This window comes from Spiroplasma endosymbiont of Agriotes lineatus (genome assembly GCF_964019485.1).
Lineage (GTDB): Bacteria > Bacillota_I > Bacilli_A > Mycoplasmatales > Nriv7 > Nriv7.
Genome location: NZ_OZ026448.1, coordinates 207,987 through 230,837 on the forward strand (window position 1 = coordinate 207,987; position 22,851 = coordinate 230,837).

Annotated in this window: 15 protein-coding genes, 6 tRNA genes and 6 pseudogenes; 5 read left to right on the top strand and 22 right to left on the bottom strand. The window is 26.3% G+C overall.

Annotation, left to right across the window (positions count from 1 at the left end):
- Positions 1-96 precede the first annotated feature (96 nt).
- Positions 97-1,252: pseudogene (locus tag AACK93_RS01115) on the top strand (IS3 family transposase).
- 172 nt (positions 1,253-1,424) lie between these two features.
- Positions 1,425-1,562, top strand: coding sequence for a hypothetical protein (locus AACK93_RS01120; RefSeq protein ID WP_339024746.1), 138 nt, complete (start codon positions 1,425-1,427; stop codon positions 1,560-1,562).
- Positions 1,563-1,799: 237 nt separating this feature from the next.
- Here AACK93_RS01120 and AACK93_RS08030 read toward each other — a convergent pair.
- Positions 1,800-2,166 (bottom strand): annotated as a pseudogene (locus AACK93_RS08030) (Rid family detoxifying hydrolase).
- A 105-nt stretch (positions 2,167-2,271) separates the two neighbouring features.
- Positions 2,272-3,210 carry a formate/nitrite transporter family protein gene (locus tag AACK93_RS01130; RefSeq protein WP_339024749.1) on the bottom strand — a complete coding sequence of 313 codons (939 nt, stop codon included), beginning with the start codon at positions 3,208-3,210 and terminating at the stop codon, positions 2,272-2,274.
- A gap of 221 nt (positions 3,211-3,431) precedes the next feature.
- Here AACK93_RS01130 and AACK93_RS01135 point away from each other — a divergent pair.
- A protein-coding gene (locus AACK93_RS01135; protein ID WP_339024750.1) for an IS3 family transposase occupies positions 3,432-4,543 on the top strand; the annotation gives its coding sequence in 2 pieces (ribosomal slippage) (positions 3,432-3,687 and positions 3,687-4,543; 1,113 coding nt in all).
- 323 nt (positions 4,544-4,866) lie between these two features.
- Here AACK93_RS01135 and AACK93_RS01140 read toward each other — a convergent pair.
- The 12 genes and pseudogenes from AACK93_RS01140 to AACK93_RS01195 form a co-directional block, all read right to left on the bottom strand.
- A tRNA-Leu gene (locus AACK93_RS01140) sits at positions 4,867-4,955 on the bottom strand.
- A gap of 9 nt (positions 4,956-4,964) precedes the next feature.
- Positions 4,965-5,040 (bottom strand) — tRNA-Lys (locus AACK93_RS01145).
- A gap of 10 nt (positions 5,041-5,050) precedes the next feature.
- A tRNA-Gln gene (locus tag AACK93_RS01150) sits at positions 5,051-5,125 on the bottom strand.
- Positions 5,126-5,131: 6 nt separating this feature from the next.
- Positions 5,132-5,215 (bottom strand) — tRNA-Tyr (locus tag AACK93_RS01155).
- Between the two features lie 10 nt (positions 5,216-5,225).
- A tRNA-Thr gene (locus AACK93_RS01160) sits at positions 5,226-5,301 on the bottom strand.
- A 3-nt stretch (positions 5,302-5,304) separates the two neighbouring features.
- Positions 5,305-5,380, bottom strand: a tRNA-Val gene (locus AACK93_RS01165).
- 129 nt (positions 5,381-5,509) lie between these two features.
- A complete protein-coding gene (locus AACK93_RS01170; RefSeq protein ID WP_339024752.1) occupies positions 5,510-6,790 on the bottom strand; it encodes a glucose-6-phosphate isomerase in 1,281 nt (426 codons plus the stop codon).
- Positions 6,791-6,793: 3 nt separating this feature from the next.
- Positions 6,794-7,198: a S1 RNA-binding domain-containing protein gene (locus tag AACK93_RS01175; protein WP_339024753.1), complete on the bottom strand. Its 405-nt coding sequence runs from the start codon at positions 7,196-7,198 to the stop codon at positions 6,794-6,796.
- A 134-nt stretch (positions 7,199-7,332) separates the two neighbouring features.
- Positions 7,333-7,896 (bottom strand): 5-formyltetrahydrofolate cyclo-ligase, encoded by a 564-nt coding sequence (locus AACK93_RS01180; RefSeq protein WP_339024754.1) that lies wholly within the window; start codon positions 7,894-7,896, stop codon positions 7,333-7,335.
- A gap of 22 nt (positions 7,897-7,918) precedes the next feature.
- Entirely contained in the window at positions 7,919-8,332 is a 414-nt protein-coding gene (locus AACK93_RS01185; protein ID WP_339024755.1) for an iron-sulfur cluster assembly scaffold protein, read from the bottom strand.
- Positions 8,319-9,539: an aminotransferase class V-fold PLP-dependent enzyme gene (locus AACK93_RS01190; RefSeq protein WP_339024756.1), complete on the bottom strand. Its 1,221-nt coding sequence runs from the start codon at positions 9,537-9,539 to the stop codon at positions 8,319-8,321. The genes AACK93_RS01185 and AACK93_RS01190 overlap by 14 nt, the downstream gene beginning before the upstream one ends.
- Positions 9,540-10,271: 732 nt before the next feature.
- Positions 10,272-11,369 (bottom strand): annotated as a pseudogene (locus AACK93_RS01195) (IS3 family transposase); the annotation flags it as partial.
- A gap of 302 nt (positions 11,370-11,671) precedes the next feature.
- Here AACK93_RS01195 and AACK93_RS01200 point away from each other — a divergent pair.
- Positions 11,672-12,614, top strand: a pseudogene (locus AACK93_RS01200) (IS256 family transposase); the annotation flags it as partial.
- Positions 12,615-13,623: 1,009 nt separating this feature from the next.
- On the opposite strand, the gene rsmH reads toward AACK93_RS01200, so the two are convergent.
- From rsmH to AACK93_RS01230, 6 genes and pseudogenes are all read right to left on the bottom strand, one after another.
- Positions 13,624-14,556, bottom strand: a complete 933-nt coding sequence (gene rsmH / locus AACK93_RS01205) for a 16S rRNA (cytosine(1402)-N(4))-methyltransferase RsmH (RefSeq protein WP_339024757.1) — start codon at positions 14,554-14,556, stop codon at positions 13,624-13,626.
- On the bottom strand, positions 14,556-14,858 hold the full coding sequence (locus tag AACK93_RS01210; protein WP_339024758.1) for a hypothetical protein: 303 nt from the start codon (positions 14,856-14,858) through the stop codon (positions 14,556-14,558). The genes rsmH and AACK93_RS01210 overlap by 1 nt, the downstream gene beginning before the upstream one ends.
- A 308-nt stretch (positions 14,859-15,166) precedes the next feature.
- Positions 15,167-16,283: pseudogene (locus AACK93_RS01215) on the bottom strand (IS3 family transposase).
- A 200-nt stretch (positions 16,284-16,483) separates the two neighbouring features.
- On the bottom strand, positions 16,484-16,666 hold the full coding sequence (locus AACK93_RS01220) for a hypothetical protein (protein WP_339024760.1): 183 nt from the start codon (positions 16,664-16,666) through the stop codon (positions 16,484-16,486).
- 49 nt (positions 16,667-16,715) lie between these two features.
- Positions 16,716-17,285: a UPF0236 family transposase-like protein gene (locus tag AACK93_RS01225; RefSeq protein ID WP_339024761.1), complete on the bottom strand. Its 570-nt coding sequence runs from the start codon at positions 17,283-17,285 to the stop codon at positions 16,716-16,718.
- Positions 17,260-17,880 (bottom strand): UPF0236 family transposase-like protein, encoded by a 621-nt coding sequence (locus AACK93_RS01230; RefSeq protein ID WP_339024762.1) that lies wholly within the window; start codon positions 17,878-17,880, stop codon positions 17,260-17,262. Before AACK93_RS01230 ends, AACK93_RS01225 begins: the two co-directional genes overlap by 26 nt.
- A gap of 693 nt (positions 17,881-18,573) precedes the next feature.
- On the opposite strand from AACK93_RS01230, the pseudogene AACK93_RS01235 reads away from it, so the two are divergent.
- A pseudogene (locus AACK93_RS01235) lies at positions 18,574-19,687 on the top strand (IS3 family transposase).
- Positions 19,688-20,157: 470 nt separating this feature from the next.
- Here AACK93_RS01235 and AACK93_RS01240 read toward each other — a convergent pair.
- Both AACK93_RS01240 and AACK93_RS01245 read right to left on the bottom strand, forming a co-directional pair.
- Positions 20,158-21,807: an extracellular solute-binding protein gene (locus tag AACK93_RS01240; RefSeq protein ID WP_339024763.1), complete on the bottom strand. Its 1,650-nt coding sequence runs from the start codon at positions 21,805-21,807 to the stop codon at positions 20,158-20,160.
- 26 nt (positions 21,808-21,833) lie between these two features.
- The gene (locus AACK93_RS01245) at positions 21,834-22,844 is read right to left on the bottom strand and encodes a carbohydrate ABC transporter permease (RefSeq protein WP_339024764.1); all 1,011 of its coding nucleotides are present in this window, start codon (positions 22,842-22,844) and stop codon (positions 21,834-21,836) included.
- Between the last annotated feature and the right edge of the window lie 7 nt (positions 22,845-22,851).

Below are 22,851 nucleotides of genomic sequence, written 5' to 3' on the forward strand. Positions count from 1 at the left end.
AATTAATATGAACCATTCTTTTGATAGATTACAATAAAATAAGTTGGACCATAATTATATAGACTTCGAAATTATTAAGAAAGAAGGAATATAAAAATGGGAAATAAAACCTCATACTCTAAAGAATTTAAAAAACAAATTGTCATGCTATACAAAAATGGCAAAAGTGTTATTAATTTAGGGAAAGAATATAATTTACCAAAACCAACTATTTATAGTTGAGTTAAAAATTATAATAATTCTGGTTCATTTAAAGCAAAAGACAATCGCACACTAGAAGAAAATGAAATAATAACTTTACGAAAAGAACTTAAAGACTTAAAAATGGAAAATGACATTTTAAAGCAATCGACACTGATAATGGCCAAAAAATAACAATAATTAATAGCAATAAGAAAAAATATTCGATAAGAAAAATGTGTAAATTATTAAATATTTCAAAATCCAATTACTATTATCAAATTAATAAATACACAAGGAAAATAGTGAATAATTATAATCAAGAAATTATCAGTGCATTTAACGAAAGCCGCCAAGTCTATGGAGCTCGAAAAATCAAAGTATTATTAGCTCATAAAAGTATTAACCTATCTAGACGCAAAATTAGAAACATTATGAAAAACAATAATTTGATATCAAAGTACACAAAAACAAGACTTAAATGCAAAAATATTCAAGTAAATAATGATCCAGTAAATAACATTGTAAACCGAGACTTTAATAATAGAAAAATAAATGAAATTATCGTTAGTGACTTAACTTATATAAAAGTGGGTTTTAAATGATTTTATGTGTGTCTCCTAATTGATTTGTATAATCGCGAGATTGTTGGTTATAGTTCCGGACCAAATAAAAATACGGAGTTGGTTTATCAAGCTATTATGCGAATTACTAGACCATTATCAAAAATTGAAATATTTCATACCGACCGAGGTAATGAGTTTAAAAATAATATAATTGATCAATTATTATCTACATTTAAAATTCAAAGATCATTGAGTGCGAAGGGTTGTCCATATGATAATGCAGTTGCTAAAGCAACTTATAAAGTTTTTAAAACAGAATTTATTAATGGTAGAAAATTCAATGATCTTGCACAATTAGAACTTGAATTATTTGATTACATTAATTGATACAATAATCTTGGAGTACATGGCAGGGCAGTTTAAATTATTTATCTCCAGTTACTTTCAGGAAAACAAATGTCTACATAAAAAGTGTCCTAAAAAGGGTTGCCATTCCAATTCGATAATTCTGGTTCTTTTAAAGCAAAAGATATCAAAGTAATGAAGAAAATGAATTAATTTAATTACGAAAAAAAATAAAACAATTACGAATGAAAAACGATATTTTAAAGCAAGCAGCACTGATATGATAATTGGCAAAAAATAGGAATTATTAACAATAATAAAGAAAAATATTCCGTGCTAAAAATGTGTCAAATATTAAAAATAGCAAAATCAACATATTATTATCAAACTAATAATTGTGTTAAGTATTATGTTAACAATTATGAACAAGAAGTTATCAGTGCATTTATTAGTTTGATTGTTATTTATTAACTTAACTGGTAAAAACTTCTTTTGGTTATGGCGACCACCCACAATTTATCGTGCTTTAATACATACCAACATTATTAATTCACTTGTATTTAATTTTCAAAGAACAAATTTTAACACCTTATAAAATAAAAAGACAATCATTGCTGACTGCCTTAATACTTATTCAAATCCTTTACCTACCTAACAAAAATTTATGCGCCCCCCCGCCCCCGCGGTTCAGGTTCGTTTTCATACTACTTATGAGTTTTTAATACAAACAATGGTATCAATTTCTATTAAAACATCTTTAGGCAATCTCGCAACTTCAACACAAACTCTAACTAGGGGGCTGGCTTTCACGCACTAAAATAAGTGGCATAAACATCGTTAATGGCTTTAAAATCATTCATATCTTTAATAAAAATACTAAATTTAACAACATCATTTTAGCGAATTACTACTAGTTTCAATAATATTAGATTTTAAGTTTTCTAATACTTGCTTTGTTTGTTCCAAAATACCCCCAAACAATATTAGAAGTTTCAGGAACAATTGGAATTTTTCCAGAAATAAATACAAAATTAGCTACTTGAATCGCTTGTGAATATGGTCCCCGCCGCACTAACTAGGGGCTTTATTAGTATTAATTTACTTTCATTCAAAATAACTCCTTAAACTAATATCATTAAGTAAGTTGATTATATAATAAATTTTATCAATAATTTAACAATTATAATTTAGTTTCTTTAAATTTTCCAGCAGCAATTTCTTTATTAATTCGTTTTTTAAATACTAATAAATAAACCATTGGTAACATCACACTACCACCAATAAAATTACCTAATAATGTTGGTAACATATTCATTATTGAAAATATTTCAAAATCTTGACCTACCCTACCATTATTTAAAAATAAACCAGTCATTCAAATATAAGCATTAGCAACAATATGTTGAAATCCAGAAATTCCAAACGCTAAAATTACAAAGAAACATAATAATACCTTAGTTACTGAATTTTTAACAGACATATTCATTCAGAACAATCCTGCAATTAAAATATTACAATAAATGCCACTAACAAAATTTTTTAAAAAAATTGTTCAATCAAGAGTACTCGGACTTGAACCAATTTTCTTATCATAAATATACTTAAAAACATTATAAAACTCAGAATTAACTTTCATATGTCCCATTAAATAAGTTGATATCGCAACAATTAATGCTCCTAAACAATTACCAACTAATACTAAAGACAAATTTGAAACCATTCGACACAATTTTGCTTCTCTTTTAACTATTGGTAATAAGGTCAATGAATTAGAAGTAAATAATGTTCCCCCAATAAAAATAACCATTAATATTGCTGGCGTAAAAGTTAGTCCCGTAATTAAAGAAATAACACCAGAAGGAATACCATTAGGTTTTAAATTTCCATTATTGTCTTTAATAATAAATCCTGATAAAACAACAATAACAATAACATAGGCAAGTGCTACAAAAAAACCTGCCATAATGCCAAATAGAAATGTCTTATATCAATTTTCTCGTAATTTTTGAAAAGCATATTCAAATACTTCAACAAATGTGTCTTCATGTGAAATATGATCTTTAATAAGGACAGCATTACTATCATCAAAACTATACAATGGTTTTTCTTTTGAACTCATTTATTCGATCTCCTTTGATGTTCATATTAAAAAATAAATAAATATTTTCAATTATTTATATTATGTAATAAAAGATTAAAAATTACAAGAAAAATAAAAGGTCGCGTTTAGTTTTCTTAGGTATTTTTAAAAAAAGAAAAAATAATCATTTGGATAGGCTACAATAAGTTGGACCATAATTATATAGACTTCGAAATTATTAAGAAAGAAGGAATATAAAAATGGGAAATAAAACCTCATACTCTAAAGAATTTAAAAAACAAATTGTCATGCTATACAAAAATGGGAAAAGTGTTATTAATTTAGGGAGAGAATATAATTTACCAAAACCAACTATTTATAGTTGAGTTAAAAATTATAATAATTCTGGTTCATTTAAAGCAAAAGACAATCGCACACTAGAAGAAAATGAAATAATAACTTTACGAAAAGAACTTAAAGACTTAAAAATGGAAAATGACATTTTAAAGCAATCGACACTGATAATGGCCAAAAAATAACAATAATTAATAGCAATAAGAAAAAATATTCAATAAGAAAAATGTGTAAATTATTAAATATTTCAAAATCCAATTACTATTATCAAATTAATAAATACACAAGGAAAATAGTGAATAATTATAATCAAGAAATTATCAGTGCATTTAACGAAAGCCGCCAAGTCTATGGAGCCCGAAAAATCAAAGTAGTATTAGCTCATAAAAGTATTAACCTATCTAGACACAAAATTAGAAACATTATGAAAAACAATAATTTGATATCAAAGTACACAAAAACAAGACTTAAATGCAAAAATATTCAAGTAAATAATGATCCAGTAAATAACATTGTAAACCGAGACTTTAATAATAGAAAAATAAATGAAATTATCGTTAGTGACTTAACTTATATAAAAGTGGGTTTTAAATGATTTTATGTATGTCTCCTAATTGATTTGTATAATCGCGAGATTGTTGGTTATAGTTCCGGACCAAATAAAAATACGGAGTTGGTTTATCAAGCTATTATGCGAATTACTAGACCATTATCAAAAATTGAAATATTTCATACCGACCGAGGTAATGAGTTTAAAAATAATATAATTGATCAATTATTATCTACATTTAAAATTCAAAGATCATTGAGTGCGAAGGGTTGTCCTTATGATAATGCAGTTGCTGAAGCAACTTATAAAGTTTTTAAAACAGAATTTATTAATGGTAGAAAATTCAATGATCTTGCACAATTAGAACTTGAATTATTTGATTACATTAATTGATACAATAATCTTAGAATACATGGCAGTTTAAATTATTTATCTCCAGTTACTTTTAGAAAACAAATGTCTATATAAAAATTGTCCTAAAAAGGGTTGCCAATCCAATTTACTATAAATTATTTCAATATGCAAATTAAGTATATATTTCTTATGTATGATTTTTGTTGTAAAAACTTATTTTAATGTTTTTTTTATAAGCATTTTTCTTAGTTTTTATAACCTTTTATTGAGATTATGTTTGTTGATATTAAATATTTTGTTTTATTACTTATTTTTTAAATAAAATGATAATTAAATTATCGTTGCTTTTCATTAAAAATTATTTAAATCTTTACCTATCTAACAAAACTTTATGCGTTCAAATAAAAAAGCAGAATATTCTGCTTTAAATTTCTTTATGGTACCTAAGGCCGGACTCGAACCGACACAAACTTTAACATTTACTGGAGCTTAAATCCAGCGTGTCTACCAATTCCACCACTTAGGCACTAACTAATGGTACCCCGTGCAAGGCTCGAACTTGCGACCCTCTGGTTAAAAGCCAGATGCTCTACCGGCTGAGCTAACGGAGCACACCAAATTTGGCTGGGGAGGGTGGATTTGAACCACCGCATCAAGGAGTCAAAGTCCTTTGCCTTGCCACTTGGCTACACCCCAACATTATGGTGGAGGGAGAGGGATTCGAACCCCCGAACCCTAAGGAGTTGGTTTACAGCCAACCGTGTTAAGCCACTTCACTATCCCTCCAAATAATTTATGGTGCTGGCTATAGGAATTGAACCTACGACCTACCGCTTACAAGGCGGCTGCTCTGCCTGCTGAGCTAAGCCAGCGAATGGTGGGTTGTGACGGGATTGAACCGCCGACCGCTCGCTTGTAAGGCGAGTGCTCTCCCGGCTGAGCTAACAACCCATTCAATTTAGGACTTTATAATAATATAAAAAAACATTCTCATTGTCAATTATTTTATCTTTAAAAATCCTAAATATAATAATAACTTTAAAGTATTAATTATTTAAAAATTAAATAATCCTCTAATTATTAACTCTTACCTAATAACTTAAACATTTTTTTCTTATATACTTCAACACCCGGTTGATTAAAAGGATTAACTTCTAGTAAATAAGCACTCATTGCACAAGCTTTAAAGAAAAAGTACACTAAGTAACCAAACATTATTTCATCCATTGTTTCTAACTCTAAAATAATATTAGGAACTTTCCCTTCATTACTATGCGCATCAATTGTTCCTTCTAAAGCTAAAGCATTAATTTGATGTAAAGAATAATTAGTTAAATAATTTAATTGATCTACATCATCACTATTAGTGGCAATTTTAACATCTAAAGGTGGTTTTTTAACTTGTAAAACTGTTTCAAATAAAACTTTACTTCCCTCTTGAATAAATTGTCCTAAGGAATGTAAATCAGTAGAAAAATTAACACTAGCAGGTAAAACTCCTTTACCATCTTTCCCTTCTGATTCACCAAATAACTGTTTTCATCATTCAGCCAAACTAGACATCTGACTTTCATAATTAACTAGCATTTCTACAGGATATTGCTTTTCTTGATGTAATATTGTTCGCACCACAGCATATTTATATGCTTGATTTTCTAAGGTATCATTATTCAAATCTGCATATGCCTGATTAGCTCCCAGCATAACCTTATCAATATCAATTCCTGCCATTGCCATTACAAAAATACCAACAGGCGTTAATACTGAAAATCTACCACCAATATCATCAGGAATAACTAAAGTTTCATAACCTTCTTTATTTGCTAAGTTTTTTAAAATCCCATTTTTAGTATCAGTAGTGGCAATAATCCTTGTTTTAGCAATTGCTTTACCTTTTTGTTTCTCTAATAAATCTCTAAAAAGACGAAAAGCAATCGCTGGTTCGGTTGTACTTCCTGATTTAGAAATAACATTAATAGCAAATTCCTTATCTTTAACATATTCTAAAATTTGATTAGTATATGATGATGATAATGTATTACCAACAAATATTATTTCTAATGAATCTTGAGAATATAATCCTTTAATCATATCAATAGCTGCTTTAGCGCCTAAATAAGAGCCACCAATTCCAATAACAATCAAAACTTTAATTTCAGGAATTAATCGTTTAGCAATAATTTTCATTGCTTCTCATTCAGTTTTATTATAATTTTTTGGTAAATCTACTCAACCTAAAAAATTACTGCCAAGACCTTTTCTTTCAGTAATCATTGTTTTATGAATTGAATGAATTTTATCTTGATATTTATTAAGTTCTTGAATTGTTAAATGTGTATAACTAATACTTGTTTTAATCATATATTATTCGTCACTTTCACTAATTTGTTCACTACTATTAATTCACTGCGATAAGTTATTAGATAAATCTTCAAATCCTGATCCTGATTCTTTAATATGTAAAGACCCACGATTTTGTTCTTCTTTATAAAGTGATTTATGACTTAAACTTAGTTGCTTTTTATCAACATCAAAATTTAACACTTCTAAACGATAAACTTTATCAACTTCTGCAAATTCATTAATATCTTTAACATATCCATCAGAAAACTGACTAATATGACACATCCCAGTTACTCGCTCTGGTTTTGACTGTAAAGAAGTGCTGTTTTCAATAACATTATCAACGATGTTTTCAATAACATAAAACACACCTCATGATAAAACAGCAGTACATTTTGCTTCAACAATGTCACCTTTTTTATACATAAAATCTCTCCTTTGATTTCAGTAAATATTTTCACATATTCACATGATACCTAATTATAACATTGAGAAAAATAAATATTCATTTTTATTTGCAAAAAATTTACTTTTTATAAAAAATATAAATACTTTAAAAATTAAAATCTTTCAATTCCAATTTCAGTTATTGCTTGATGCATTAAAATATCATTTTTATCAACTGTTATTTTTTCTATAGTTTTTTGTCAACTATAACCAATTCCAATAATTAGATTTTTAAAATTTACTAAAGTCCGGTCATAATATCCTTTCCCATAACCAATCCTAGTACCGATACTATCGTACGCTAAAAATGGCAAGAAACAAATATTAATTTCCGAAGTCATTAACATTTTACATTGCAAATTAGGTTGCAAAATATTGCAATCATTATCAATTACTAAATCATCAAAACTAGTAATTTGATAAAATAATAAAGAATTATCATCTTGCATTCTTGGTAATCCAACAATCTTGTCATTATTAAAACAAAAACTAATTAAAGGATTAACATTAATTTCTCCCCTAATAGGTGAAAATAATCCAATTATTTTTGCTTTTTGAAAATCGTCATTATCAATAGTAAAATTAATAATTTTCTGATCATATTGCTCTTTATCACCTTTTACCATTGCTAATCTTACTTTTAAAGATGATTTTCGTAATAAATGTTTATTAAACATTCAAGCACCTCCTTATAATTTATTATAACATTATTAAAAAACCAGTACTTGCCAATAATGAACACCGCTTACGATTTGGTTGTTTTTTAGTATGAGTAAATACAATTAAGTCTTCTAAAATAACACTATCATAATCTTTAACATTAATCATTAATAAATAATTATTTAAAATTGCTATTGCTTGATGTTTTGATTTATTAGTAATGGTTTGACAAATCAAGTCAGCACTAGAAGTTGCAATTGCACAAGCATAACCCATAAAACGAGCCGAAACAATAACATCATTGATAACTACTAACTGTAAATTTAACTGATCAGCACAACTCAAATTCGGTTGCAATCGTTCAATTGCTTGGTTATGTTCAATAAAACCTTGATATTGAGGATTTTGATAATGATTAATAATTATCTTTCTTCATTCATTATAAGAAATCATCAATAAAATTACCTCCTGTTTTTAATGCAATAATTAATTTATCAACATCTTCTTCAGTATTATAAATATAAAAACTAGCTCTTAATGAACTTTTAACACCAAGTACATGATCAATTAAAGTAGCACAATGAATACCACTACGAAGACAAATATTATGATTATTAGCCAAATTAACTGATACATCGTGGGCAGCAACATTATTAACATTAAAAACTAAAATGCCACTTTTAGCATTAGGATTATAAATTGTTACATCTAAATTTTCCCTTCGTATTTCATTAACAGCATAATCTTTTAAACTAGTAATATAATTATGAATTGTTTCTAAACCAATATTTTGTAAATACTTAATCGCTTCTTGCAAACCAAAAATACCAGCAACATTTTGCGTTCCTGATTCAAAACTCATATATCCTTGTAGTAAAGAATATGTTCCATTCTCATTAATAGTAGCATTATTACCACCACCTAATAACATTGGTGCTAATTTAGATAACATTATATTTTTTCCTCATAAAACACCAATACCCGTTGGCCCTAAAATCTTATGACCAGAAAATACTAAAAAATCAATATCTCAATCTTGAACATCAGTTTTAATGTGACCAACTGATTGAGCACCATCAATAATAACAATAATATTAGAATTATATTGTTTAATTGCTTGACAAATCGCTTTAGTATCATTAACAGTTCCTAAAACATTACTTATATTTGCAAAACTAACAATTTTAGTTTTCGGTGTTAATAATTTTTTAATATTATTAATAGTAATCGTTAAATTTTCCAAACCAATATATTTAATCTTTGCTTGTTTGGTTTTTGCTAAACGATACCAAGGTAATAAATTAGAACTATGTTCAGCCATTGTTAATAAAATCTCATCATCCTTAGAAATTAATGCTTCTAATCCTAATGCCAATTGATTTAATCCAAAAGTAGCTGAAGAAATAAAGATAATCTCACTATCCTTACCATTAATAAATTTAGCAACTAGTTTACGAATTTTTTGAATATTCTCATTACAATCATGCGCTAGTAAAAAATCAGTATTATGAGGATTAGTAGAATATTTTAAATAATAATTAATAATATTATCAATAACACATTGTGGTTTTAAACTAGTAGCACTATTATCTAAATAAACAATATTTTTATTTTTCTGAAAAAAGGGAAAATCTTTCTTAATATTTTTTATATCTGTCATTAATTAATTTCTTTCTTTCTATCTTTAACTATTTTAATAATTAATTTAATTATTCTCTATCTACAAATGTTAGATATAAGAATTTTCAATAACTTTTAGAAATTATTATTTAATTAACTACTAGTAAATTTTACTTAATTTAGGCGATAATTGCTATTCTCAACACAAAGGGCAAAGGGCAGCGTTTATTTTTCTTAGGTATTGTTTTGAAGAAGTAAAACAAACAGCTAATTATATTATTTAATTACTAAACTAACCCCGCCTTCCTTGTTATTTTAATTTTTATTCGCTGCCATTTTATCATATTATTGAGTTTTAGACAAGCTCGCGTTTCCTTGGGGGCGCATAAATTTTTGTTAGGCGGGAAAAGATTTAAATAATTTTGAAAGAAAAGCAACTAAAAATTGATTATCTTTTTATTTGAAAAATAAGTAATAAAACAAAATATTTAATATTAACAAACATAATTTCAATAAAAAGATTATAAAAACTAAGGAAAACGTTTATAAAAACAACATTAAAATAAATTTTTACAACAAAAATCATACATAAGAAATATATTTTAATTTTGTCGAAAACTCTTGATATTTCAATAAAACCTTGATTTTGCTGGGTTTTTAGTAAAATTGTGTTTTTACAAATCCCTATATTTAATAAGGGTTTTTTACTCCATCAATACTTATTGAAATGGCAACCCTTTTTAGGACAATTTTTATGTAGACTGTCATTTTCTCTAAATTCAACTGGTGTTAAATAATTTAAGCTGCCGTGAATTCGAATATTGTTGTATCAATTAACAAAATCAAATAGTTCGTATTTTAATTGTGTTAAGTTTGTAAATTTTTTACCCCTAATAAATTCCGTTTTAAAAGTTTTGTAAGTTGTTTCAACCGCAGCATTATCACAAGGACAGCTTTTGTTGCTTAATGATCTTTTAATGTTAAAGGTTATTAAAATTTCATCAATGATTTTATTTTTGAACTCATTACCACGATCGGTATGAAATAAAGTTATTTGCTTTAATGGTCGTGTTATTTTATGAAAAGCTTGTTGAACTAGTTCAGCGGTTTTGTTTGGCCCAGCACTATAGCCGATTGCTTAACGATTAAACAAGTCAATTAATAAGCAAATATAATGTCATTTTTCTCCAACTTGTACATGTGTTAAATCATTAACAACAACTTTATTAGGTTTTTTATCATTAAATTTACGATTTAAAACATTAATGATTTGGGCATTATTAGCTGTTATTTTGTGATTACGATATTTTAATTTGGTGTATTTAGAAACCAAATTATTTTTGATCATAATGCATCTGATTTTTCGCCGCTATAAGATGATATCTTTTCTTATTAAAACAGCTTTAATTTTACGAGCCCCATAAATTTTGCGATTTTTATTAAACGCACCGATAACTTCTTGTTCATGATTATTAAATTGCTTGTTAGTGCATTTATTAGTTTGATAATAATACAATAATACGTTGATTTTGATAAACCCAAAATCTTACATATTTTCCTCACTGAATATTTGTTTTTGTTGTTATTAATTATTGTTATTTTTTGGCCATTATCAGTGCCGCTTGCTTTAAAATATCGTTTTCCATTCGTAATTGTTTTAATTCTTTTTGTAAGTAAATTAATTCATTTTCTTCATTACTTTGATATCTTTTGCTTTAAAAGAACCAAAATTATCGAATGATTTTATTCAATTATAAATAGCAGATTTTGAAATACCCTATTCATTAATAATTTCAATAATGATTTTCCCGCTTTGATAAAGCATGACAATTTGTTTTTTAAATTCATCTGTATATGAATTTTTGCCCATTTTTTTATATTCCTACTTTCTTAATAATTTTATTTTATTTGAAAGTCCACATAAATATGGTCCATCTTATTGCAATCTATCTATATTTCTTATGTATGATTTTTGTTGTAAAAACTTATTTTAATGTTGTTTTTATAAGCGTTTTCCTTAGTTTTTATAACCTTTTATTAAGATTATGTTTGTTGATATTAAATATTTTTTTTATTACTTATTTTTTAAATAAAATGATAATTAAATTGTTGTTGATTGTCATTAAAAATTATTTAAATCTTTTCCTATCTAACAAAACTTTATGCGTCCATCGAAATAGTACTTTTAAACCAGTAATTATTCCAAAAAGACAAAGAAAATTTGATAACTTTGATCAAAAAGTAATTTCTTTATATGCAAGAGGAATGACAATTTCTGATATCAAAGCACAATTGCAAGAATTCTATCACGGAGCAGAAATTTCAGAAAGTTTAATTAGTCAAATAACTGATGATGTTATTGAAGAAGTTAAAATGTGACAAACTAAACCTTTATAGAAGATTTATCCGATTGTTTATTTTGATTGTATTGTTGTTAAAGTAAAGCAAGATAAACGAATAATAAATAAAGCAGTTTATCTTACCTTAGGAATTAATATAAATAGCTTAAAAGATATTTTAGGAATGTGAATTAGTGAGAATGAGGGAGCCAAATTTTGACTGAATAATCTTATGGAAATGAAAAACCGCGGATTACAAGATATTCTTGTTGCTTGTAGTGATAATTTAACAGGAATGTCTGATGCAATAGAAGTTGTTTTTTCAAAAACACAACATCAATTATGTATTGTTCATCAAATTCGTTCCTTACAAAGACCGTAAACTGGTAGCTAATGATTTAAAATCAATTTATACAACAATTAATGAAGATACAGCCTTACTTGCTTTAGACAATTTTGCTGAAAAGTGAGATAAAAAATACCCCCAAATTGCTAAATCATGAAAAAATAACTGAGATAATTTAATAATTTTTCTTGAATATCCTCAAGAATTTAGAATAATTATTTATACAACTAATGCAATAGAGTCTGTTAATAGTCAATTAAGAAAAGTCGTTAAAAATAAAAAGATTTTTCCTAATGATTTATCAGTTTTTAAAATATTTTATTTGGCATTTCAAAATATGACTAAAAAATGAACAATGCCAATTCAAAATTGGGGTAGTGCAATTTCACATTTAATGATAAAATTTGAGGACAGAGTGAATTTAAGTTAATTACTTAGAGACACAGTTAATTGTACAATCCCAATAATTTTAATTGCTCTATATCTTGTAATTCTTTTTGAGAAACTGTTGCTCAAGCATGACAAAAAGGCATTATAACTAAAGATAACAATTCTAACTTATTATAATTTATTTCTTCTAAATTAGAGTTATAAATTTCTTTTTTGATTGTGTATATTAACGAATTAACCGCAACACGGACGCATAAAGTTTTGTTAGGTAGGAAAAGGTTTAAATAATTTTTAATAAAAAGCAACGACAATTTAATTATCATTTTATTTAAAAAATAAGTAATAAAACAAAATATTTAATATCAACAAACGTAATCTCAATAAAAGGTTATAAAACCTAAAGAAAACGTTTATAAAAACAACATCAAAATAAGTTTTTACAACAAAAATCATACATAAGAAATATATACTTAATTTGAATATTGAAATAATTTATAGTAAATGATTATTTTTTCTTTTTTAAAAAATACCTAAGAAAACTAAACGCGACCCCGCAACACTTGTTGCCAACTCATTAATTGGCGGATATAGTAACTTTTTCTGCCAACTAATAACAAATTTATATGGTCGTGTAAAAAAATAACCTCATCATTAGCAAGAGAAATATTTTTACTCATTACAATCAAATTCCTAATATTTTCATTAGTAACCCGTAACCCGGTGTTGTTTTTTATTAATTTCAATTATTGCTTGCCCTTGATGAATAGTTAAATAATTTTACTTACTAAATTCAAAGCCACGCGCTTAATTTGAATTGCTAATTGCAGATTAGCATTTTTAACCATCAATCATATTAATAAAATTTACCAACAACTTTAGATTCTGGGTTCTAATACAACACCATTCTCACAAAAATTACCATTTTGGATATGATTAAACAAAAAATTAAGCTGTGATTTATGATAACTAAAAATCATAAATTTAATTCATTTAGTATCTATTTCAATAACTGCATAAAGCTCTTGATTAATCACTAACAATAACCTTCCTTAAAATTTTCTGATTGCTCTTAATTTAGCACTACGAGCACGAGAATTTTCTTGAATTTCTTGCTCACAAGGAGAAACAACTTTTTTAGTTAATAATTCAAAATTAGGTTCCCGTTTGATTGGCATTGGTAATTTAGATAATAATGGATCAAATTTAGGAACTACCTGTTCTTTAAACAATGTTTTAACAATCCGATCTTCCAAAGAGTGAAAACTAATAACCACAAGCACCCCTTCTGATTTTAATAGTTGCAAAGATTGCTTTAATGAAACTCGCAAACTATTTAATTCATCATTAACGGCAATTCTTAATGCTTGAAATGTCTTTCTGGCTGGATGATGTTTAGACTTTTTTAAAATTTTCATTGGTAGTGCGCTCTTAACAATATCAACAAGTTGTAATGTCGTTATAATTTTACTATTTTCACGATATTTTAAAATAGCTCTTGCTATTGTTCTTGCAAACTTTTCTTCACCATAAATTCATAAAATATTAACAATATCTTTAAAACTTCAATTATTAACAATAACTTCTGCCGATAGCGTTTGTTTTTGATCCATTCTCATATCTAAAGGACCATCTTGATGATAACTAAATCCTCGCCCCGCTTCATCTAATTGTGGTGATGACACTCCTAAATCATAAATAATACCATCAACTTGTAAAATATTTCTTAATTGTAATTCTTTCTTTAAATAACGAAAATTAGTGGCAATAATTTCATAATTATGAAATTTATTTAATATTACTTTAGCATCAATAATTGCTTGTTTATCTTGTTCTAAACAATATAATTTTCCAGTTGTTAACTTTTCTAAAATTTTCTCACTATGTCCCGCCCTTCCTAAAGTACAATCCACATAAATACCATAAGATTTAATATTTAATAACTCTAATGTTTCTGACAATAAAACTGGTTTATGTTTTAACATTAATTTTTCTCCTCAATATTCATTACTAAATTTTGAGCAGATTGTTCTAAATTATTTTCATCATTTACTAAATAATTTTCTCACACTTTAATGTCTCAAATTTCTATTTTATTAGCAAGTCCAATAATCATAACTTCCTTATTAATATTAGCCAATATTAATAAACTTGACGAAATATTAATTTTTTCTACCTTATCAATATTAATTTCTAAAGAATTAGCAAAAATTTGTCATTGTAAGATGCGACTATCCTTTAAACCTTCTGAACTTAATAAAATTTGCTCTTGTCATTTAATAAACACACATCACATGCTCTTAATACTAAACAACCATCAAATTCCCTCAGAAATGACTACTTGTTTCACCTAGTCTCTGGTGCGAAAGCGTGTTGCAGTTGCAGAGGGGAACTATAATTCTGCTTTTATCATCAAGACTATGTTTAAATTGTCCTAACAGCAGCATATTATAACCCCCCACTAGCTAACACACCCATTATCTAAGGTCGCGTTTAGTTTTCTTAGGTATTGCTTTGAAGAAATAAAACAATCAGCTAATTATATTATTTAATCACTAAATTAACCTGGATTGGCAACCCTTTTTAGGATAATTTTTATATAGACATTTGTTTTCTAAAAGTAACTGGAGATAAATAATTTAAACTGCCATGTATTCTAAGATTATTGTATCAATTAATGTAATCAAATAATTCAAGTTCTAATTGTGCAAGATCATTGAATTTTCTACCATTAATAAAATTCTGTTTTAAAAACTTTATAAGTTGCTTCAGCAACTGCATTATCATATGGACAACCCTTCGCACTCAATGATCTTTGAATTTTAAATGTAGATAATAATTGATCAATTATATTATTTTTAAACTCATTACCTCGGTCGGTATGAAATATTTCAATTTTTGATAATGGTCTGGTCTAGTAATTCGCATAATAGCTTGATAAACCAACTCCGTATTTTTATTTAGTCCGCAACTATAACCAACAATCTCGCGATTATACAAATCAATTAGGAGACACACATAAAATCATTTAAAACCTACTTTATATAAGTTAAGTCACTAACGATAATTTCATTTATTTTTCTATTATTAAAGTCTCGGTTTACAATGTTATTTACTGGATCATTATTTACTTGAATATTTTTGCATTTAAGTCTTGTTTTTGTGTACTTTGATATCAAATTATTGTTTTTCATAATATTTCTAATTTTGTGTCTAGATAGGTTAATACTTTTATGAGCTAATACTACTTTGATTTTTCGAGCTTCATAGACTTGGCGGCTTTCGTTAAATGCACTGATAATTTCTTGATTATAATTATTCACTATTTTCCTTGTGTATTTATTAATTTGATAATAGTAATTGGATTTTGAAATATTTAATAATTTACACATTTTTCTTATCGAATATTTTTTCTTATTGCTATTAATTATTGTTATTTTTTGGCCATTATCAGTGCGGCTTGCTTTAAAATATCGTTTTCCATTCGTAATTGTTTTAATTCTTTTCGTAAGTAAATTAATTCATTTTCTTCTAGTGCGCGATTGTCTTTTGCTTTAAATGAACCAGAATTATTATAATTTTTAACTCAACTATAAATAGTTGGTTTTGGTAAATTATATTCTTTCCCTAAATTAATAACATTTTTGCCATTTTTGTATAGCATGACAATTTGTTTTTTAAATTCTTCATAGTATGAGGTTTTATTTCCCATTTTTATATTCCTTCTTTCTTAATAATTTCGAAGTCTATATAATAATTATGGTCCAACCTTATTGTAAACCATCCAACCCCACCTTTCTTGTTATTGTCATTTTTATTCATTACCATTGTATCATATTATTGAATTTTTACACAATAAAAATTATTAATATTATTAAATTTCCACTAATATATATTAATTTATATTTTTACTTACTTAAATCTATTATATTTATTTGTTACAGCATTACCTTTATAATTAATTCAACTATCATCATTTTTCTTATTATATTTATTTCATAATGAATTTTTATATATTTCTTTTCTGATTTCTATTTCTGAATTAATATTTTCATTAATGTAATGTAATACATTTAATTTGTTTAAATTTGCCATTCTTAAATGTAATAGGTTATTCAAATTCTTATGATGATATATTTTTGCTCTATATCCTACCTAATTGTTGTTTTACTAAATGCGATACATCGCTTTCAATGCCACAATCGATATTTCATTCTAAATTTTGATGATGAATACTGTGCTTATTGTTTTTGAAATAATTACTCGCCTTTCTTAAATTTGTTTTAATATCTTTATTTAATTCATTTTTAACAACATTACGAATAATTTTGATTAATTCTTGATGATTTCCGTCCTTATATAATTTAATTCAACTATTTAGTGCTACTTTACGATTTTCAAAAACAATATTAAATATAAATATCGTTTGTTTTAATTTTTTAATAGTGTGATAACCATCTAAAATATATCTAACATTACCAAAACTATTGACAATTTCTCTAATTCAAGCATCACCATCGCCGCAAACAATTATTCTGTCATAATTGATATTCAAATAATCTTTTTGTAATTCTTTAATTAATAAATCACGATAATCCATCGTATTTATTCGTTTACCAACTTTTAACATTAGAAAATAACCTCGTTTGTTTTCTAATTCTCTACGAGCATTTTTGTAATTTTTTTCTTTATGTCCGGTATGAAAAGTAACCAAACGAATTCTTTGGTTTTTTGTTTATAACTTTCTGATCTAATGTCGCTAAAAATTTTTCATCTAGTTGAATATATAAATTCTTATTTTTGATATCAACTATATTTTTAGTTTCTTTTTCTGCTAGTTGAAAATATTCAGCAATATCATATTTATTTAAAATACTTGAAATACTAGCTTTTGAAATATAACAATGATTTAGAGCATCTAAAACATCGCGATAGCGTTTACCATCACTCAAAAAACTTAAAACTTTAAATTGAACATCAAAATAAATGCGTTGTTTAGGCAATAAACCAATTTCTTTATCTAATAAACATACATATTTAAATTTCCCTAATTTTTGATTTCAATATTTATATCGGCGTCGCTTAAAAACAACTTCACCAAAAATTGTAGTAATTGTTCTTCAAGCAAAATGAACTACTTTATAACCTTGTTTTAACCGATAATGATATTTATATAAGTATTCATCTAATTTTTCATATTCATTAGCTAATTGTTCACATTTGTTGGTGTACATATTTTTATGGATTGTAAATAAACTAAATCAATGTTTGTTTTCTACGGTTTTTACGTTATTATTAATTTTTAACATAAAAAAAATCGCCTTTCTTGGTAGAATAATTTTAACAAAGTTAAATTTCGTTAGTTTATTTTTTCTGTTTTAATGATAATTTTTTTTAGAATTAGTATTCAATATCCTGAAAAAATGATAGAAATTCTTATTTAATAAGTTATAATCAACTTGTATTAATTTAGACTGTACAAGTTTGAGAAAGGGCGTTGATTGTTCGGTAAATTCTATTAATTAGTAAAAATTAACGAAAAGGATTTGATTAATATGAAAAAATTACTTAGTTTATTAAGTACAATAACAATAGCAAGTAGTGAGTGGAATAATGGGGGTTGTTGGTAATTCACCCGCCCAGACACAAGAACAAACTATTAATAATTAAGAAAATATAAATCATAAAAAAACAAAAACGAAATAATAATGAAAATAATAAAATTAGTAAAACAAAAATTGTTATTCATACCAACAAAGGAATTCGCTCTTCGGGTATTATTTTCAATAATAAACTTTATTTTGGTTCAGGAGATAATAATGTTTATGAGTATGATCCGACACCGACAACGGGACAACAAAAAATTGTTATTACAACAAATGGATGAAATGAATCTGCAGGAGTAGTATTAAATAATAAATTATATATTGGATAGTTTACAATAAGTTGGACCATAATTATTATATAGACTTCGAAATTATTAAGAAAGAAGGAATATAAAAATGGGAAATAAAACCTCATACTCTGAAGAATTTAAAAAACAAATTGTCATGCTATACAAAAATGGCAAAAATGTTATTAATTTAGGGAAAGAATATAATTTACCAAAACCAACTATTTATAGTTGAGTTAAAAATTATAATAATTCTGGTTCATTTAAAGCAAAAGACAATCGCGCACTAGAAGAAAATGAAATAATAACTTTACGAAAAGAACTTAAAGACTTAAAAATGGAAAATGACATTTTAAAGCAAGCCGCACTGATAATGGCCAAAAAATAACAATAATTAATAGCAATAAGAAAAAATATTCGATAAGAAAAATGTGTAAATTATTAAATATTTCAAAATCCAATTACTATTATCAAATTAATAAATACACAAGGAAAATAGTGAATAATTATAATCAAGAAATTATCGGTGCATTTAACGAAATCCACCAAGTCTATGGAGCTCGAAAAATCAAAGTAGTATTAGCTCATAAAAGTATTAACCTATCTAGACACAAAATTAGAAACATTATGAAAAACAATAATTTGATATCAAAGTACACAAAAACAAGACTTAAATGCAAAAATATTCAAGTAAATAATGATCCAGTAAATAACATTGTAAACCGAGACTTTAATAATAGAAAAATAAATGAAATTATCGTTAGTGACTTAACTTATATAAAAGTGTGGGTTTTAAATGATTTTATGTATGTCTCCTAATTGATTTGTATAATCGCGAGATTGTTGGTTATAGTTCCGGACCAAATAAAAATACGGAGTTGGTTTATCAAGCTATTATGCGAATTATTAGACCATTATCAAAAATTGAAATATTTCATACCGACCGAGGTAATGAGTTTAAAAATAATATAATTGATCAATTATTATCTACATTTAAAATTCAAAGATCATTAAGCAATAAAGGTTGTCCTTATGATAATGCAGTTGTTGAAGCAACTTATAAAGTTTTTAAAACAGAATTTATTAATGGTAGAAAATTCAATGATCTTGCACAATTAGAACTTGAATTATTTGATTACATTAATTGATACAATAATCTTAGAATACATGGCAGTTTAAATTATTTATCTCCAGTTACTTTTAGAAAACAAATGTCTATATAAAAATTGTCCTAAAAAGGGTTGTCAATCCAGGTAATGCTGTAACAAATAAATATAATAGATTTAAGTAAGTAAAAATATAAATTAATATATATTAGTGGAAATTTAATAAAATTAATAATTTTTTATTGTGTAAAAATTCAATAATATGATAAAACGAAAACGAATAAAAATGACAATAATAAGGAAGGGGTGGTTAGTTTAGTAATTAAATAATATAATTAGAATTAGCTGATTGTTTTATTTCTTCAAAGCAATACCTAAGAAAACTAAACGCGACCTTAATAAAATATTAGATTAATATAAAATAATAAATAGGTTAAACTTATAACCCCCTTAATTAATAACCTTAATTTTATTATAACATAAGGAAATTTACTAGAATGATGTTTTATTATATTTCAATCTAAAAAATGTAACTAAATATATTTAGTTACATTTTTAAAATATCTTAATAAAAAATATTTAAAACCTTATTGTTCAATAATAAAATCATGAATCCCGTCATCTTTAATTTGCCTTTTAAGAATATTTAAAAATTCTTTCTCACTTAATAATCTTCCGGGATATGACGCATTTAATAAATCTTGATGAAAAATATTTAATGACTTTAATGCAGTTTGACGAAATATTGCTCCTCACTGCGTTAATGGTAGCGAGGCGGTTGTTATTTTCTTTGAATTCATCAATTCTCATACTTGTGCAATAACCTGTAAATAAGATTCTGGCGGAGCATCATGTAATTTTTGACCATAAGAAGAGCCGGCTTCATAGGAAGTTTTATTAATCGGCCAATATCCTGAATCAAAAGCATAAACTTCATTAGCTTCTTGTGATGTTACATATTTAATAAATGCTTCGGAAATTTTATCTTTAATCGGGTCATTCATCTTAAACATGGCAATTCCCGGACCTTGTTGAATAACATACTTACCACCAGTAGAAAACGGTAATGGTAATGCTCAAATATCCTCAGGTTTAAGTCGCTTTTCCTGTAACAAAAACTGAACTCCTGATGTTGAACCAGTACCGATTAAAGTTTTAGATTGATTAAATAAGATACTAGCAAATGTCCCCTGTGGTGATGTTGCTGTTGGTGATTTAACATGCAATCCTGTATTGCGCTTAATATCATTAGACGTGCGATTGGCTAAATCTTTTAACTTTTGAAGATCGCTTAAATATTTCTGCAATATTTCAAAAGACTTTCCTTTTAAGTTTAAAACGAATTTACCACCACTATTTTCACGATAAAGAAATTCATTAGTTTTTGTTTCAGAATTTAATGCCTCATTATTAGCATATTGCGCATATAATCCATTAAGTAAATCATCCATTGCTACTGCATATACTTCATTAAGATTCTTTAAATTAGCTAAATTTTTTAATAAATGACTAGTTACTTGCAATAAACTAAGATAACTACTTCAAGTAATAATTCCTGCTTTCATTGTTTCAAGAGAATTTCACTCTTTTAAAACATTAAGTTGGTCTTGAAATTTACTTCAATTAATACTTTTATTAACTTTTCATTTTCCATTCATTCCTTGATAATTAATTAAATTATCTCCAAGTGGTAATAATAAATTTGCTTGGGGAGTTAAACCATCAACTTTAGCAAATACTTCTAACAATAATTTCTTATTAATAAACATTAAATCTAATGATTTTCCAATGGGAACTGTATATTGTTTATCCTTATACATTGTTTCTTGTCAATAAGAATCAATAATGCTTGGTTTATCAATAAAAGAACTAAGATCGGGAATCTTAACATCAACTAACTGTTCTTGTAAAGTTTTAGAGTATTTAACAACCTCATCAGTATAACTAGTAAACAAATTAGGTAATTTTCTCACACCATAATAACCAGCATTAACTTCCTTCTCAACACCATTATTTTGAACAAATTTTAAAATTATTTTGCGATGATCAAATTCCGAGTTATTAACATTGTCGGCATTAAAATTATTAATAATCTTTTCTAAAGCATTTCATTGAAATTGACCTTTTTTAAAATAAGTTGTCATAATGACATTTCGTTCCGAATGACTACAAGCAAAAATTGTTAAAATCGAACCTAATCAAATTGTTGCTGTTAACATTGCCTTAATTTTTTTCATTAATTGTTATTCCTTCCTGCTAAATCCTAGCCCTTAGTTCCACTACCATCTTTTGTAACACTATTAATAATGCGTTTCTTGGTAAGTAAATATAAAACAATCATCGGCAAAATAGAAATAACAGCAGACGCCATTTTTAAATGTTGTGGATCTCTTAGCATACTTGGATTATTAGGTCCTGGTTCTGTTACTTGAATTAATTCTCATAATAACATTGGTAAAGTTGCTCATTTTGAATCAGCATCTAAAACTGTTACTGGTCATAATACTGCATTCCAACTAGCAATAAAAGATATTAATCCCGCTGTTCATAATACTGGTTGAACTAATGGCAATGCTACTTTTCAAAAGAATTTAAAAGTTGATAACCCATCAATCTTACTAGCACTAACAATTGATTTCGGAATACCTTCAAATGCTTGGCGTAACATAAAAATTGTAAAAGCCGAAGCAATAAATGGAATTACTAATGCTTCTGCGGTATCATCTCATACAATTCGCAAAATTAGCAAATATTGCCCAATCATAATCGCTTCCCCGGGAATCATTAGTGTTGATAACAACAAAATAAATATTGCTTCTCGAAACTTTGTCTGATAATGTGCTAAAGCAAATCCCGCTAAAGCACAAATAAATAATTTAAATATTGTGGAAAGAAATGCTACTAAAAATGAATTAAATAAATACTTGCCAACATTAATTTGTGAATTTTCTAAAAGATATGTATACCACTTAAAAGTTCAAATTTCGGGTCATAATCCTTGCGGCTTAGTTGGATCTAAATCATCATCAGTTTTAAATGAAGTAATAATCATTCAGTAAAATGGAAAAACAACAATAATAGCCATAACTAATAAAAATAAGAACCGAATTGCAATGCTAATTCATTTTTTTCAACCTTTATTTCCGGCCATTTGTTGTGTAAAATTAGTTTTGCGCACAACATTTTGGTGACTGACTCAAGTTTTAAATCACAAACCAATTTTATTGCAATGCATCTTTAACAATTCATTAATTTTCTTGCCGAAATTATTCATCAATAAA